General features: G+C 49.3%; 14 protein-coding genes. 8 read left to right on the top strand and 6 right to left on the bottom strand.

Translation table 11 applies throughout. The features are described 5' to 3' along the window. A partial coding sequence (locus tag RF007C_RS13785) for a hypothetical protein (protein WP_037300812.1) occupies positions 1–450 on the bottom strand: 450 nt, incomplete at its 3' end. Between the two features lie 596 nt (positions 451–1046). After that, positions 1047–1313 carry an alpha/beta-type small acid-soluble spore protein gene (locus RF007C_RS17075; RefSeq protein WP_037300809.1) on the bottom strand — a complete coding sequence of 89 codons (267 nt, stop codon included), beginning with the start codon at positions 1311–1313 and terminating at the stop codon, positions 1047–1049. Positions 1314–1566: 253 nt separating this feature from the next. Here RF007C_RS17075 and RF007C_RS13775 point away from each other — a divergent pair, with 253 nt between their 5' ends. Then, positions 1567–3867, top strand: a complete 2301-nt coding sequence (locus tag RF007C_RS13775) for a hypothetical protein (protein WP_037300807.1) — start codon at positions 1567–1569, stop codon at positions 3865–3867. Positions 3868–4090: 223 nt separating this feature from the next. On the opposite strand, the gene RF007C_RS13770 is transcribed toward RF007C_RS13775, so the two are convergent. Genes RF007C_RS13770 through RF007C_RS13755 form a run of 4 tightly spaced genes read right to left on the bottom strand, consistent with a single transcriptional unit; the run spans position 4091 to position 8685 of the window. Beyond that, positions 4091–5209, bottom strand: coding sequence for an ATP-binding protein (locus tag RF007C_RS13770; protein ID WP_037300804.1), 1119 nt, complete (start codon positions 5207–5209; stop codon positions 4091–4093). Positions 5210–5218: 9 nt separating this feature from the next. Then, positions 5219–6889, bottom strand: coding sequence for an ATP-binding protein (locus RF007C_RS13765; RefSeq protein ID WP_037300802.1), 1671 nt, complete (start codon positions 6887–6889; stop codon positions 5219–5221). Continuing rightward, positions 6882–7565 carry a response regulator transcription factor gene (locus RF007C_RS13760; protein WP_037300800.1) on the bottom strand — a complete coding sequence of 228 codons (684 nt, stop codon included), beginning with the start codon at positions 7563–7565 and terminating at the stop codon, positions 6882–6884. The genes RF007C_RS13765 and RF007C_RS13760 overlap by 8 nt, the downstream gene beginning before the upstream one ends. Before the next feature lie 28 nt (positions 7566–7593). Beyond that, the gene (locus RF007C_RS13755) at positions 7594–8685 is read right to left on the bottom strand and encodes an alpha/beta fold hydrolase (RefSeq protein WP_037300798.1); all 1092 of its coding nucleotides are present in this window, start codon (positions 8683–8685) and stop codon (positions 7594–7596) included. 296 nt (positions 8686–8981) lie between these two features. Between RF007C_RS13755 and RF007C_RS13750 the strand changes: the two genes are divergently transcribed. From RF007C_RS13750 to RF007C_RS16685, 7 genes are read left to right on the top strand one after another with little or no spacing between them, the layout of a single operon-like run. Then, positions 8982–9341 (top strand): hypothetical protein, encoded by a 360-nt coding sequence (locus RF007C_RS13750; protein WP_037300796.1) that lies wholly within the window; start codon positions 8982–8984, stop codon positions 9339–9341. A gap of 3 nt (positions 9342–9344) precedes the next feature. Beyond that, positions 9345–10295, top strand: coding sequence for a D-2-hydroxyacid dehydrogenase (locus RF007C_RS13745; RefSeq protein ID WP_037300793.1), 951 nt, complete (start codon positions 9345–9347; stop codon positions 10293–10295). Positions 10296–10309: 14 nt separating this feature from the next. Then, the gene (proB, locus tag RF007C_RS13740) at positions 10310–11101 is read left to right on the top strand and encodes a glutamate 5-kinase (RefSeq protein ID WP_019680915.1); all 792 of its coding nucleotides are present in this window, start codon (positions 10310–10312) and stop codon (positions 11099–11101) included. Between the two features lie 12 nt (positions 11102–11113). Further along, the gene (locus tag RF007C_RS13735) at positions 11114–11647 is read left to right on the top strand and encodes a deoxycytidylate deaminase (protein ID WP_019680916.1); all 534 of its coding nucleotides are present in this window, start codon (positions 11114–11116) and stop codon (positions 11645–11647) included. Then, the gene (locus RF007C_RS13730; RefSeq protein ID WP_037300791.1) at positions 11604–11936 is read left to right on the top strand and encodes a hypothetical protein; all 333 of its coding nucleotides are present in this window, start codon (positions 11604–11606) and stop codon (positions 11934–11936) included. The genes RF007C_RS13735 and RF007C_RS13730 overlap by 44 nt, the downstream gene beginning before the upstream one ends. Positions 11937–11951: 15 nt before the next feature. Beyond that, complete coding sequence (locus tag RF007C_RS13725) at positions 11952–13199, top strand: glutamate-5-semialdehyde dehydrogenase (protein ID WP_037300788.1); 1248 nt, start codon at positions 11952–11954, stop codon at positions 13197–13199. A gap of 40 nt (positions 13200–13239) precedes the next feature. Further along, entirely contained in the window at positions 13240–15627 is a 2388-nt protein-coding gene (locus tag RF007C_RS16685) for a hypothetical protein (RefSeq protein ID WP_051456684.1), read from the top strand. The last annotated feature ends 44 nt before the right edge of the window (positions 15628–15671 follow it).

Raw genomic sequence — 15671 nt, 5'->3', positions numbered from 1 at the left:
ATCTTCGTTGTTCTGTATGAACATTTCGCCGCTCTTGGCGTCCTTTTTAAATGCAGGGACCTGACCGTCATCTGTATTGATATAAATAACGGGAAGCTTGCTGAAGTATACCTTGTCCACTGTTTCGTATCCTTCACCGTCAAATTCCTGAACTTCTATCCACTTCTCATAGAATTCTTCTGTAAGAACAAAGCTCTCAGGATCGACCTCGCTGCCGTCCGCAAGGCATCTTATCATGCTTCCTGTCGGATTATTGATCTTCAAAGCCTCTCCGACCTTCAAGTAAGTTTTGTCGATACTTATCCCAGTATTTTCTGTTTCTGCTGCAAATACTGTAAAACCTTCCTGTGAAAAGAGCTGACCGCAATTACCTGCGAACATAAGATTTGTACAGGTAAGAGCTGCTGTGGTAAAGCTGAGCATTTTTTTGAGTATTCTTCGATTAGACAATTTCAATTCCTCCTTTTAAATTTAAACCGTTTCTTTTATCTGTGTATTTCATAAAAAACATTGTTACAACATATCATCAATCCCCCTATGCAGATATATTTGCTTCTGTTTTATGTTTTATTGGAAGCATTTATGTCCTTTTTTCTAATGACAAAGTCATTGTAGCATATTTTTTCTCCCGAATGCGGATAATTACAGATTTGTAATCGGCAGGCAAATGGCACACGACTAGCTCAATATATTTAATAAGAGCCGCTTTGATTTTGTTAAATATAAAAGAATCTTTACAGCTGTATGATAACATAATCAATCAACATATATAAAGACTTTTTGCAAACAATATCAACGTTTCTGCGTTTTTTGTTATGTTATACAAAAAACAGCAGCCGGAGATATTACTTCTCTGACTGCTGTAATATCTGATCTTTTCATAGATCTCCATTGCTATTGCCACTCCTTGTTCCTCCTGTACACAAGCTCTTTCTCTTATTATACAGGATTATTATTATTAGTGGCTCACTTTTTTATTATCATTTGTGCCATATTTGGCTCAGTTTTATTTTAGCATACATAAATAAACCATTTAACTTCACTATTTATATTCCAATCTGCATATAGTATGTATACACTATCTTATGTCCCATCGATTTCACGTTATTTCGCGGAATTTTCCATTGTTGTTCCGGACACATCATATTGACCATGCTGCCGCCGATAGAACCTGCCTCACGCGAGGTAAGATCGCCGTTATAGCCGTCCTTGAGATGGATGCCGAGCTCGCTTGCTGACTCCATCTTGAATCTTTCAAGAGCATCTCTGCCCTTCTGTGTCATTTCGCCTTTATTATTGCCATTATTGCTCATTGCTTTTTTCTCCTTAATATGATTTTGATGCCGTGATAGTATTATGACACCCCGGCCGCATTTTATAAGCTGGAAATTTATGTACAATCTGACGAAAATCAGCAGTACCACCGTGTATAAAAGCTTTTTCCCTTGCATTTCAGGCCGTTATGATAGTATAATAGAAGAAGATGTTCTCAGGACACGGAAAAAACGAGAGAAATATACCGCTCGTTCGTCTAATAAATAAACGAAAAAATAAGGAGGATCTTTTATGATCTGGTCAGTAATAGTCCCCGCAGTCTTCTTTGTGCTTTCGCTTTCCATGATGAATATATGCGACAAGCGCTTCAAGAAGAAAAAAGAGAAAAACAACACTTTGAAAATGCTCATCTTCTCGGCCTGCCTCACAGGAGGCGCAATGCTGCTGCTCAGCGCCATTGCCATAAGCAATATGCCCAACGGAAAAAGTGGCATATCTCCCATTGCGGCTACTCTGACCTGTACCGCGGTGCTGGGCTCTGTACTCGTTAAACGCTACGATGCTCCGAAGCTCGCACGATTTCTCAAGGGCTGCGCCGTATGCGCCTGCGTCCTCTTTGCCGCAGAGGTACTTCTCTTCAACGGCAAGAGCTTCACAAAACAAGCCCTGGATCAGACCGTCTCCTCAGCAGATATCACTCCCGGAGCAAATGCCGCAGACAACGGCGACGGAAGCTACACCATAACCGGTGATTCCTACCTCCAGCTCTCAAATCTTCCTCAGGAAACACGTGTGATATCCGTTAAACTCAGCACCGATAAGAATTCCAATCCCTTCGATCTCACTCTCGGTCTTACTGACGGGGATTTCACCATCAATCCCGTTACAGTTCAGCATAAGTATACCCGCGGTCAGGACTGCGAAATAATGATGTCCTTCAAGCCCTTCGGCGATATAAGGAAGGTAAATATCAATATCTTACATTCGAGCCTCCCTGTTACGGTAAAAGATATAAGAGCTCTCAGCGCAGCTCCCTATCATTTCTCATTGCTGAGATTTACGGTGCTCCTTGCAATTGCTGCTCTTCTGCTGGCTATAAAGTGCTTCAAGCTCTACGAGATAGGCTATGACAGCAAAAAGCGCTCTCATATCATCGCAGTTGCCGTAATGACAGCTCTCTGCGCTATGTCGGCATTTATGTTCCGTTATCCCGACGCAAAGGCACGTGATTACACAGGCGCTGAAAAGTTTATGGACGATCCCTATGCAATGACTCTGGACGCCTTCGTAAAGGATCTGGACTACCTCGATATCCAGCCCGATGAAAAGCTCCTCCAGATGGAAGATCCCTACAGCATTGACGACAGAAATGCTCTGGGTGTGAGCTACCAATGGGACTATGCCTTCTATAACGGACATTATTACACCTACTTCGGCGTGGGGCCTGTTATTGCGTTCTATTATCCCTACTACAAGCTTACGGGCAAATTCCCGCATATGGCTTCCGCAAACAACTTCTTCGCATTCTTCGGCATACTCTTCATGTGCCTCTCCATGCTGGCGCTGATAAAGCTTCTGAAGATCAAAAAGCCGAATCTGGTGCTCCTGCTGTCCCTTTTGCCGGCTTCAACCGCGGCTATGGGCTTCTGGAACCTTGCAAACGAGATAGACAGATACACCCTGCCTTCCGTTTCGGGACTGTGCTTCCTCATGCTTTGTCTGTTCACGGGCATGACCGCAGTTACTACCGAGAAAAAATGGCTGAAGCCCCTGCTTCTGGTCATCGGCGGCAGCGCACTGGCCTTCTCTGTAAGCTGCCGTCCCACAACTGCTTTCGGTGCGGCTGTACTCGTCCCCTTCTTCGTAGGAATACTCCTCGACAAGAAGCAGAAGCTCACCTTCAGACTGGCTCAGGCAGCTTCCTTCGTGGTACCGCTCATCATAGGTGCTGCTCTCATAATGAGGTACAATTCGGCTCGTTTCGGCTCGGCCTTTGAGTTCGGTACGGCATATCAGCTCACTGTAAACAATATCAAGGCCGACAGACTCGACCTGACAAAGTTCCCTGCGGCTATCATGCACTTCTTCCTGCAGCTGCCACAGTTCAAGAACGCTTTCCCGTTCTTTGCTTCCACTACCAACCCCATGGAAAACTACGGTTCCTATTCCTATACCGCTATCGGTATCGGCGCACTGGTGCTCCCGCTGGTAACTATCGGACTCTTCTTCCTCCCCGAGGCCTACGGTCCGAAGACCAAGGAGCTCACCGACCGCAGAAGAAGACAGTTCCTCACTATATGCCTCGTAATGCCTGTTGTACTTGCATGGCTGGAATTCTGCCTCTCCGGCTATATCACCCACTATGTATTCGATCTCACTCCGCTGCTGACCTTTGCGGCTATGATCGGTATATTCCGCAGCTGCACAGCTCCTGCTTCACAGAAGCGCAGATATATCCTTTCGGGAGTATCAATGGCTCTGACTATGGTATTTACTCTGTGCATTGCTCTCAACTGGTTCACCGGCTCTCTTGCAAGGCATTTCCCCCAGCTCCTTGAAAAAGCCGAGGATCTTATGATCTTCTGGAGGTAATCTTCATTGTCCGCCTTGTATAAGGTCGGGCACTATACGCTCCCCTCGGGTATCTCCCGACTATCACCCCTTTCTGTAAAAGGGACGAAAAATGACAAATTTCAACGGAAAACCATTGAATTTCAGAAAAGAAAAAATGTTTTTCCACATTGTGCATAAAATCAAGCGCCTGTATTTGTGAACTTTCACTATACAGGCGCTTTTTTCTCATATTCAATTCAGATCAATAGTTGTCGGTGAAACGATGTACTCCGTCTTTGTCCTTGTAGGCTATTACAGTATTTACGTTCACGTTCTCTACGCTGCGGAAGATATTCTTCTCCACCTGCGGATTGACCTTTTTCAGCTCGGCGATAAGGTTCTTTATCTCCAGGCGCTTTGACACGGAACGGCTATCCGGCTCGCAGGTGGTGCAGGTGTCCGTAAACTTGCAGGCACACTGTATGAAATGCAGGGAATTATAGTCGCGCCAGTGCTTGATGTCCGCCTCACGCACCAGATACAGAGGACGTATCAGCTCCATGCCCTCAAAATTGGTGCTGTGGAGCTTGGGCATCATGGTCTGGACCTGTCCGCCGTAGAGCATACCCATGAGTATGGTCTCGATAACGTCGTCGAAATGATGTCCAAGAGCTATCTTGTTGCAGCCCAGTGCCTTTGCATGGCTGTAAAGATAGCCTCTCCTCATGCGGGCGCATATGTAACAGGGGTTCTTCTCGATATTGTATACGGAATCGAATATGTCCGACTCGAATATGTGTACGGGTATCCCCAGTGCGCGGGCATTATCCTCTATAACGCGGCGGTTCTCGGGGCTGTAGCCCGGATCCATAACAAGGAATACCAGCTCAAAGGGAAATTTATCGTGACGCTTCAGCTCCTGAAAAAGCTTCGCCATGAGCATTGAGTCCTTGCCGCCGGATATACATACGGCTATCTTATCATTGGGCTGCACAAGCTCGTACTCGTTTATCGCCTTTGTGAACTTGCACCATACGGACTTCTTGAACTTCTTGCGCAGGCTCTGCTCAACGTCCTCCTTTATCTGCCTGTTCTCCATATTTATGCGCAGCCACTCAACATAGCCGCCTTCAAGCTCATATGCCTCATAGCCCCTTCCGCAGAGGCTGTCGGCTGCTTCGCCGCTGATTATGCCGCTCCTGCAATAGATTATGAGCTTTTTCCCGCGGGGCAGCTCGGCTGTATCAAGCTCCTCACGCGGTATATTTACGGCTCCGTCTATATGTCCGTACTCAAAGGCAGAGCTGTCTCTCATGTCTATAAGCATATACTCCGCGCTGTCAAGTCCGTCAAGGGCGGACACCGTTATCCTTTCTTTCATATTATTACCTCACTGTTTTTTCTCTATGGGCAGCTCCACAACAAAGGTGGTTCCGCTGCCTGCCACGCTCTCGACGCGGACTGTTCCTTTATGATACATTACTCCGTGCTTTACTATGGACAGTCCCAGTCCCGTGCCCTTTATCCTGCGGGAACGGCTCTTGTCAACACGGTAAAAGCGTTCGAATATGCGTCCTATATGCTCCTTTGGTATGCCCATTCCCGTGTCGCTGACGGTTATTATCGCTCTCTGGGGTATATGGGACACCTTGACATCCAGCTTTCCCCCGCTGACATTGTACTTTATGGCGTTGTCGCAGAGATTGTATATCACCTCGCTGAGTATGGTCCTGCTTCCTATGAGGGACACCCTCTCTCCCGTAAGGGAAGCTGTTATGCCCTTTTCGGCGGCGCTCAGCTTCAGACGGTCAAGAACCTCCTCCGCAAGGGCGTAAAGCTCGACGCTCTCGTTCTCGCGTGGAGCGGAATCCTCGTCAAGCTTGGAAAGAGATACTATATCGTTGATAAGATTTATGAGTCTTTCTGACTCGCTTCTGATATTGCCTCCGAACTGCGCTACGTCCTCCTGCTTCACCATGCCGTTGGCAAGCATATCCGCTGTTCCGTATATGGTAGTCAGCGGCGTTTTCAGCTCGTGTGACACGTTTGAAGTGAACTCGCGGCGCATAGTCTCAAGCTCCTGCTTTTCGGTAACGTCCATTATGAACACCACCAGTCCGCAGACCATATCTAAACTGTTGGAGGGACTGGCTATGACCTCGCACTGTCCGCCTCCCGTGCGCAGTATACACTCGGAACGCCTTCCTCCGAGAGCGTTCAGCAGGCAGCGGCGGAATACGTCGGAATTGTTCAGGCCGTATATGCTCTGTCCCTCGCTGAAGGCTCCTGCACCGAGAAGCTTCCTTGCTCCCGAATTGCAGGTGAGCACATTGAGCTTGGGATCGGTGATTATCAGTCCATCTGTCATGCTCTCTGTCATCAGACTGAACTGCTCTCGCCTGCTCTCTATCTCGTCCATCTGGCGGCTGACCTTTATGTTCTGCGTGCGAAGCTTCTCCAGAAGTGGGGCAAGCTCCTTATAGCTTCTGGCCGTATCCGGGTGAGCAAGGTCTATATCGTTTACGGGCTTTACTATATTCCTTGCCACCATCGAGGCCGCAAGTCCCGAGAAAAGCGCTACTGCCGCAAGTATGAGCAGCATGGGATTGAGCAGCTTCACCAGCTGGGCGGTAAAGGAAGTATGTGCTCCCGATACTCTTATCACAGTTCCGTCGCTGAGCCTTACGGCATGATTCACCGTCCTGCTCATAATGGTGCTGGAATAACGCGAGGAGCTGCCTTCGCCGCTGCGCAGAGCCTCAATGACCTCTTTTCGGTCGGCATGATTCTCCATAGAAGCGGTGTCCTCCTCGGAGTCGAAAAGCACCTTTCCGTCGCTGCCTATCCATGTGATGCGTATATTCTTTTCCGCTGAGTTCCTTTCAAGATAGCCTATACCGCCGTTCTCCACTGCCGCTGCTATGAGACGGGCATCGGTCCGCACCTCTGCTGCGGCATTCTCGGCAGAGGTATTGTAAAGCAGCGCCGTTACGAGCACGATGGCTGCAACTACAGAAAATACGCATATTGTCATTATTCCCAGAAATATCTTCTTAGTCAACTGCCCCGTCACCTGCCTTGTAGCCTACTCCGCGTATGGTCTGTATCACCTCGCCGCAGCTGCCAAGCTTCTGCCTGAGAGTCCTTATATGTACATCTACGGTGCGGCTCTCACCTGCAAAATCGTAGCCCCATATCTCCCTGAGCAGGCTTTCACGCGAAAATACCTCGCCCTGATGCCTCAGGAGCATGAGCAGAAGGTCGTACTCCTTCAGGGTAAGAGTCACCATTGTGCCGTCTGCTATGACCTCGTGTCTCGAGGGATACACGCACAGACCGCCTGCCTCAAGCTTTTCCGACTCGGCAGGGGCGTCGGACGCCCTGCGTAGCAGCGCCTTTATGCGCGATATGAGCTCCATAGTGCCGAAGGGCTTGGCGATATAGTCATCGGCTCCGCTGTCAAGTCCCTCCACTTTGTCAAGCTCGGTGCCCTTGGCAGTCAGCATTATCACAGGCAGCTTCCTTGTCTCCGGAGCGCTGCGGAGATTTTTCAGTACATCCAGTCCGTCCTCCTCGGGAAGCATACGGTCAAGAAGCAGCAGCTCGGGAAGTTCCTCTGACATGGCCTCTCTCAGCGCGGACGGCGTTTCAAAGCCCTCGGCCTCCATGCCCGAGCTTCGGAGCGCATATATAACGAAGTTGCGTATACCTTCTTCGTCTTCAAGCATATATATCATGCAAAGCCTCCCTTTCGTAAATCAGAATTTAACTATCTAATCTATCAATGAATTCCTTTATGATTCTACTGCATTTATCAGGCTTATCCAGAAAGATCACATGATCGCCCGGAAGCTTGGCGACTTCGCAGTTACCGAGTTTTTCGTAATAAGGCACAGCCCTTTCCGTGCGTCTTTGCTTTATCAGCCGCAATGCTTCTTCATAGATTGCATCGTCTCCTGAATCTTTCATCGACGGCTCAACATAGACATTGAGCAGCGATTCCGCTTTGACGCCGTCATTTATGAAGTCCTCTTTTGTGTGATAACCGAACATTGCTTCAATGTAGCACTTGGGAATATCCGTCGTCTGCATAGCTTTCCATACGAAATCACAATCCCAGTCCACTTTGCCCATCTCATTTGTCGGTGCGGAAGCACCGAGCGTTTTGCTCATCAGGTAAATTGCCTGTTCCTGCTGATCTTCAGGCAGGATATCGAGAAATTCCCCGTACTCGCTGCGGATCACTAAAGGTGCAAATCCGAGCTTTTCGACGATGGGCATCAGCGCGGCAATCATTCCGCCGCCGAGCTGTTCATCTTCGGGAATCTCAAAGCAGAATGTACCGTCCACAAAGATAACGCCCTCTATCTCATCGGGATATTTGCTTTCCCAGTATGTCGCATACAATCCGCCCAGAGAATGCCCCATAAGCAGATACGGCGCTTCAATGCCTTCATTCCGGAGCGCCGTCCGGTAATCCTCAACGACTTGTTCAGGTGTCATGTTCTGCTTGGAATCATCGCTTAGTCCGTAACCTGCGCGGTCGAGGAAGATCAGGAGGTTTTCTTTTTCAATATCTTCTGTCATCTGCCGCCAGCCGAGGAACATTTCGCCGTCGCCCCAGCCTGCCAGAGCAATTATCGTATGCTGACCGTCTTGTTTGCCGCAGGTGTACATATTGAGGGCGTGATCGCCGACTGATACAGGATGATAAAATCCTTCATCCTTTAGCTGATTTTCGACCTTTTTCAGTTTGACATGATAGATTGTTGTTGATATTAAAAACAATAGGACGATAAGCAAAAGAAGTATCAATAATACTTTGCCTATTACACGGAACACCTTTTTTATTTTCATCTATCACACCTCGCAAATATATTGTTTGTATCACGGGCGGATAATATCCGCCCCTACAAACGTAAATTCCGATTTGTCTATGTAATATTATACGGTAAGCAGGCGAAAAATTCAAGCCCCCTGTTAAAAACAGCCGAAAATACCGAAAAATGCGTCATAAATTTTTTGTGTATTTTTTAAAAATGTAGTTGAATTTCTGCGCTGTTTGTGCTATACTGTAATGTGCAGACTTTTGCAAACTTATAAATTTCCGCCGAGAAGGCATACAGCCGAAATGGCGGAGGATCGGAGATATTATGAACTTCACAGATATGCTTACTTCCATCGCTCAGATCTCGGACGCTGACAATCCGACCATCTTCCCATTTCCATTCTGGCTCCACATCTCACTCGCTGTTATATCCGTGATATTCTTTGCTTACAGATTTGCTGTACAGAAAAGACCTTTTCAGCTTATTTTCGCAATAGCTGTTCCCCTTTCACTTCTTGTCTGGGTATCAAATAACAGGACTCTCTTCTATGCTCTCGGTATCGCCGAGTTCATACTTATCGCTGTGGCTGCCGTTACTTCCATTGTGTGCAAGCCCAAAAAGACTGAGGAGACCGCTGCTGTAACAGCAAAAGCAGGCGAAGATAAGGACAGCAAGGAGGAATAAGCCTTGAAGATCGCTGTTCTCGACTGGTATACCGTAAATATAAGCGGAGATATCCCTGTGACTCAGCTTGAAGAGCTGGGAGACGTCAGGATCATCCCGCTCACCAATCCCGAGGAAACGGCTGCAAATATCGGAGACGCAGATATCGTCCTCTGCAATAAGGTGCTTATCACCAAGGAGGTCATGGACGCCTGCCCGAATATAAAATATGTGGGACTCTTCGCTACGGGCTTCAATAACGTGGATATCGACTATGCCGCAAAAAAGGGCATAGCTGTCTGCAATGCAGGTCAGTACTCCACAAACGCCGTAGCTCAGCAGACCTTCGCTTATATCCTTGACCGCTTCAGCCGCGTCAGGGATTACGATACTGCCGTAAAGAACGGTGAATGGGAGCGCTCTCCTGCGTTCTCTTATTTCCCGGTACCTACCGCAGAGCTGGCAGGCAAGACTCTTTCTGTGGTGGGCTATGGCTCAATAGGAAAAAAAGTGGCCGAAATAGGCTCTGCCTTCGGCATGAATATAGTAATCAGCACAAGGACTCAGCCAAAGGACTGCCCATATGAGGTCACCGACCTCTTTACTGCTGCTGAAAAGGCTGACGTGCTCACCTTCCACTGCCCCCTTACGGACAAGACCGCAGGCATTGTCAACAGAGAGCTCCTCTCACATATGAAGCCCTCGGCTATGCTCATAAATACCTCCCGCGGAGGCGTAGTGAACGAAGCAGACCTGGCAGAGGCTCTGGGCAGCGGAAAGATAGCTGCCGCATACCTCGATGTGCTGGAAAAGGAGCCTATGTCTCCCGATACGCCCCTCAAGGGCGCAAAGAACTGCGTTATCACTCCTCATACCGCCTGGGCGCCCTTTGAAACAAGACAGCGCCTTGTAGATATAGTATGCGATAACATCAGGGCATGGATCAGCGGCTCGCCGCGAAACAAAGTCAACTGAAGGAAGATATACCTATGAGAAATATATCAGAAAAACAGCGTATCGTCATAAAGCTGGGTACCTCTACCCTCGCCCACAAGACGGGCAAGCTCAATATACGCCGCATGACAAACCTGGTCCGCGTTATTTCCGACCTGCACAATTCGGGGCGTGAAATAATCATGGTATCCTCCGGTGCCGTGGGACTGGGCGCAGGTAAGCTGGGACTTCCCGAGAAACCGAAGGACACCAAGACCAAGCAGGCTGTTGCCGCTATCGGTCAGTGTGAGCTTATGCACGTATACGACGATATGTTCGCTAAATACAGCATTACGGTGGCGCAGATACTGCTCACCAAGGCGATAATCAATAACCCCAGTCACTGCGAGAACTTCATGAATACCGTGGAGAAGCTGGTGAATATGGACGTTATCCCCATAGTAAACGAAAATGATACCATCGCTATCGACGAGCTGGAGCTGGAGATCGGCGAGAACGACTCCCTGTCGGCTCTGGTGGCGGAGCTGTCCCGTGCAGATCTTCTGCTGATACTCTCCGACATCGACGCTCTCTATGACGACGATCCCCGCTCAAATCCCGACGCTAAGCCTATACCCCTGGTTGAGAAGATAACTCCCGAGATAGAGGCTGTGGCAGGAGGCGCGGGAACAAGTCTCGGCACAGGCGGTATGTCCACTAAGATAACCGCTGCCAAGATAGCTACAAATGCAGGTATCGACATGATAATCATGAACGGAAGAGATCCAGAAAAGCTCTACGACCTCTTTGAGGACAAGGAGATAGGTACTCTTTTCAAGGCACAGTAAAGGAATATCGCTATGGTCATATCCAAAGGCGCCGAGCGCGTTTCCAAAACAGATACCTACCTCAACTGCGCTGAGGTCTTCGCCTACAGGAGCACCTGCCTTAAAAGAAAGTACGGCGCTGTCATCGTAAAGAATGACGCAGTCCTGTCAACAGGCTACAACGGCTCTCCGAGAGGTATGGAAAACTGCTGCGACAGGGGCGAATGTCCGAGGATACCTCTGAATCTCCATCAGGGCGACGGCTACGGGATATGCAGAGCCGTACACGCTGAGGCAAACGCCCTGCTGAACTGCTCCCGTGAGCAGACCGTGGGCGCCGACCTTTACCTTACGGGCGTCAATCCTGCGGACGGCTCGATCCACAAAGCAAAGCCCTGTCCGCTGTGTGCAAGACTTATCATACAGGCAGGGATAAGAAATGTTTATCTCCGTCAGAGCGATAAAGCCGAGGACTATACCGTAATCCCCGCGGCTGAGCTTGAATGGTTCAAGGAGGAAACAAATGAAGGTACTGATAGAGACTCCCGAGGACAGTCTTTCCCTTGAAAACGAAGTGATAAAGGCCGTTTCAGAAGGCGCTGAGCACTGCTTCCCGCTGGAGAGGCTGGAAGAAGCCGTTGTCATCACCACAGATATGGGGCCGTTCTATGATGATATGGGACTGGCTCTGAGAATGGATGACGGTACGGCTGTGTTCATACTTTCCGGACACAGGGACTATGATCCGTTCCTGTTCCAGCAGCTGAGCAAGAGCATAGAGATCGACTATGAAGCTATTATACAGGCTTCCGCTTGTACAGATAATAAAATATTCAGAATATATAAACGAGATTGAACACGAGGTGTAATTATGAGTTATACAGAGGAACTGGGCATAAGAGCCAAGGCTGCCGAGGCGGCTGCGGCAGGAGCCTCCACTTTACAGAAGAATAACGCTCTCGCAGCTATATCAAAGGCTCTTATCGCAAATAAGGAGCTTATCATAGCAGAGAATGCCAAGGATATCGTAAATGCCAAGGCTAATGGCATGACCGAGGCAAAGCAGGACAGACTGAAGCTGGACGAGAAGCGTATCGAGGGCATCGCAAAGGGCGTTGACGAACTCATCGCTCTGGCAGATCCTATCGGTGAGATCATCGGCGGCGGCTGCCGTCCCAACGGTCTTCAGATCATAAAGACACGCGTCCCACTGGGCGTTATCGGCATAATCTTCGAGTCACGCCCCAATGTTACCGTAGATGCGGCTGCACTCTGCCTGAAGTCGGGAAATGTCGTTATCCTCAAGGGCGGCAAGGAGGCCATAAACTCCAACGTATGCCTGGGTAATATAATGAGAAAAGCCATAGAGGAGGCAGGGCTCCCCGCTGATATGATACAGGTGGTGGATAAGACCGACCGTGAGACTACCACAGAGCTCATGCGCCTCAACGGATATGTTGACGTTATTATCCCCAGAGGCAGCGCTAATCTCATACAGGCCGTAGTCAAGAACGCTACCGTTCCTGTTATCGAAACAGGCGCAGGAAACTGCCATGTATACATTGACGATTCCGCAGACCTCGGTATGGCAGTGGAGATCACAGACAACGCCAAGACTCAGCGTCCTTCCGTGTGCAACGCAATTGAGAGCCTTCTCGTACACAAGGACATAGCCGATAAATTCCTGCCCCTCATCGCCGAGCGCTTCAAGCAGCACGATGTCAAGATCTACGGCTGCGACAAGACAATTTCTATCCTCGGCGATACCGTTGAAAAGTCTACGGAGACAGAGTACGCTACCGAATTCAACGATTTCATCATCGCCGTTAAGGTGGTAGACAACATAGATGAGGCTATCGCTCATATCAGAAAGTACAGCACCCGCCATTCCGAGTGCATAGTTACGAGCACCCTTGAAAATGCTCAGAAATTCCAGAAGCAGGTCGACGCTGCTGCTGTATATGTAAACGCCTCCACACGCTTCACCGACGGCGGAGAATTCGGCTTTGGTGCAGAGATAGGCATTTCAACACAGAAACTCCACGCAAGAGGTCCTATGGGACTTACGGAGCTTACTACGGTAAAATACCTGATAAACGGCAACGGTCAGATAAGATAAGACATTGCCTGAAGTTTTCATTTGATTTTTGGAGGTCGAAATGGCTATTAGAAAAGATCTTGACGATATGCTCAACAGCCTTATGGACGGCGGAGGAAGCTCCGCAGACACAAGCACTCCCGCAAGGAGCCATACAACCCCGAGAGCAGCAAGGAAGAGCAAATTCGATAATATGTCGGTGGATGACCTGCTTCATGCCCTTGAAGAGGAAAAGCACCATATAGAGGAGGAGCAGTCATTCTACAATGACGATACTTCCCCTTCATCATGGGAATTTGCTCCGTCCACACATGAGTTTTCAGCTCCGGAGCCTATTCAGGAGGAAGAGGAAGTACCGAATATTATCGCCGAAGTAATGCACACCGAGGCCTCTGCCGAAACAACAAGGGTCTTCGACGCAATACAGCCTTCTGATGAAATACCAAAGCCCGTCAAGAAAAAGAAAATAGTTATCACAGGTGAACTCCCCGATTATGAGGCTCTCCGCCGTGAGGAACTTGAAAAAGAACGTCAGGCTCAGCTTGCCGCCGAGCGTGCTGCCGAGGAGGCTCATGCAGCCGAAAGAGCCCGCAGAGCCGCTGAAGCTGCTGCCGAGAGACAGCGCCTTATGGAAGAAGCCGAGCAGAGACGCCTTCAGCGCGAAGAGGCCGAGAGACAGAGGCTGGCTGCCGAGGAGGCTGAAAGACAGCGCCTCGCTGAAGAAGCCCGTCTCGAAGAAGAAGCCGAAAGACAAAGACGTATCGCTCAGATCGAAGCAGAAAAACAGCGCAGAGCCGAGGAGGCCGAAAGGCAGCGCCTTGCTGAGGAAGCTGAAAGACAGCGTCTCGCCGCCGAGGCAGAGGCTGAAAAGCAGCGCCGCATAGAAGAAATGAAGCGCCTTGCAGAGGCTGCCGAGGAAAATATCCCTGTTTCTGTAAATCTCGCAGAAGAGATAATTGTTAACGATTCCGCCCGTGCCGATGAGGTCGATAACGCCATTGAGGCACTGGGAGAAGCTGCCGCTGCTCCGTCAGAAAAGCCGGCAGAAGCTGCCGAGGAAGCCGAAAAGCCAAAGAAGATGGGCTTCTTCAAAAAGCTCATGGGCAAATCCAAGGATGAGCCCGAAGTAGCCGCTCCAGAAAGTACAGAGGAGGCTGCTCCCGAGGAAGGTCTCTTCGAGGCCGGGGACGACTCCGTATCCGCAACGGCTCTCATAGATGCAGCAATTGCCGCCATTCACGACGAGGAAGTGCATCACGACAGCGATCCTGTGGGCAGTATGCTGGAAAATATACGTGAGGACGCAGCGGAAGCAATCGCTGACATGGACGCTCCCGAAAAGGAGCCCGAAAATGCTCAGGAAAAAGCTTCAGAGCCGCTTATCATGTCCGATGAAGACATTATCGCAGGTCTTACTCCCGAGCTCAAGGAGAGATTTGACGCTCTGTCTGCCGACAAGCAGCAGCAGGTCATCGAAATGAGACGCGCTCAGATGGGCGCTATCGCTCCTCCTATCGTAATGGACAAGCCCGAAGAAGAAATACTCCCGGATACAGAGGAAATCAGCGAAGAAGCCGAAAAAGCTCCCGAAAGCACAGAAGCTCCAGAAGAAAAGAGTACCGAGGAAAAGGCTGAAACAGACGAAAAGAAGTCCGATGCCCAGCCTGTACAGAAGGAAGCCGAGCCCGAAAAGCCAAAGGGCAGGATCACTTCCGCCCTCGAACGCATACTCGATGAGGATCCCGACGAGCTCATCGCTCAGCGCAGGGAGAATGTTGAAAGCAGCGCTTCCGATAACGCTCCCGCAGGCAACAAGAAAAAGCTGCTCTTCAATATACTGGGCATAGTTATGACTGTATTCGCTGTAATCGGCATCATCGCTACCGTCGCAAAGGGCATCGGTCTTGCCAGAAGCTTCACCTCTGGTGAGGTGAAGAAAGACAGCTTCACACAGATGATCTATCCTGCCGCTATCATGGACATCGAGCCATTCAGCGATCCTTCGCAGCTCCCTTCCGAGCAGATAGTGACAGCTACCATATGGTCAATAATCATGGATGACGAAAAGATCTCAAAGTATGAGATGAACTTCGATACAGTCTCCATACCTCAGGTGGATGTTGAAAAATACGCAGTCGAGCTCTTCGGTGAGAATATCCCCGAGTTCACACACTGTACAGTAGGCCCCTTCGGCTCTATGTTCTACTACTCCGACGGAGTATACAACGTCAAGGTAAAGCCTATCACTCATACATACGCTCCCGAGATCAAATCCATAGTAAAGAACGGCAGCGAGTATACACTTACTGTTGACTACATCACTGAGCTCCCTCAGTGGATGGAAAAGAGCGTTGCAAAGCAGGCAGAATACAAACTCACGGAAAAAGAGGACGGTACCTTCCGCTTCAATTCCATGAAGATACTCTCTGTCAACAGCGGCAATCTGTAACGATATATAAGAGTTCGGAACCTTCCGGACTCTTTTCTGTTGCG

The organism is Ruminococcus flavefaciens 007c, assembly GCF_000571935.1.
In the GTDB taxonomy this organism is placed as follows: domain Bacteria; phylum Bacillota; class Clostridia; order Oscillospirales; family Ruminococcaceae; genus Ruminococcus; species Ruminococcus flavefaciens_F.
This window is presented reverse-complemented; position numbering and strand designations above follow the sequence as displayed.

What these genes read in the sequence shown, in the direction of transcription:
- RF007C_RS17075 (WP_037300809.1), bottom strand. Translation starts at nt 1,313, where the DNA reads ATGAGCAATAATGGCAATAATAAAGGCGAAATGACACAGAAGGGCAGA.
- RF007C_RS13775 (WP_037300807.1), top strand. Translation starts at nt 1,567, where the DNA reads ATGATCTGGTCAGTAATAGTCCCCGCAGTCTTCTTTGTGCTTTCGCTT.
- RF007C_RS13770 (WP_037300804.1), bottom strand. Translation starts at nt 5,209, where the DNA reads ATGAAAGAAAGGATAACGGTGTCCGCCCTTGACGGACTTGACAGCGCG.
- RF007C_RS13760 (WP_037300800.1), bottom strand. Translation starts at nt 7,565, where the DNA reads ATGATATATATGCTTGAAGACGAAGAAGGTATACGCAACTTCGTTATA.
- RF007C_RS13755 (WP_037300798.1), bottom strand. Translation starts at nt 8,685, where the DNA reads ATGAAAATAAAAAAGGTGTTCCGTGTAATAGGCAAAGTATTATTGATA.
- RF007C_RS13750 (WP_037300796.1), top strand. Translation starts at nt 8,982, where the DNA reads ATGAACTTCACAGATATGCTTACTTCCATCGCTCAGATCTCGGACGCT.
- proB (WP_019680915.1), top strand. Translation starts at nt 10,310, where the DNA reads ATGAGAAATATATCAGAAAAACAGCGTATCGTCATAAAGCTGGGTACC.
- RF007C_RS13735 (WP_019680916.1), top strand. Translation starts at nt 11,114, where the DNA reads ATGGTCATATCCAAAGGCGCCGAGCGCGTTTCCAAAACAGATACCTAC.
- RF007C_RS13730 (WP_037300791.1), top strand. Translation starts at nt 11,604, where the DNA reads ATGAAGGTACTGATAGAGACTCCCGAGGACAGTCTTTCCCTTGAAAAC.
- RF007C_RS13725 (WP_037300788.1), top strand. Translation starts at nt 11,952, where the DNA reads ATGAGTTATACAGAGGAACTGGGCATAAGAGCCAAGGCTGCCGAGGCG.
- RF007C_RS16685 (WP_051456684.1), top strand. Translation starts at nt 13,240, where the DNA reads ATGGCTATTAGAAAAGATCTTGACGATATGCTCAACAGCCTTATGGAC.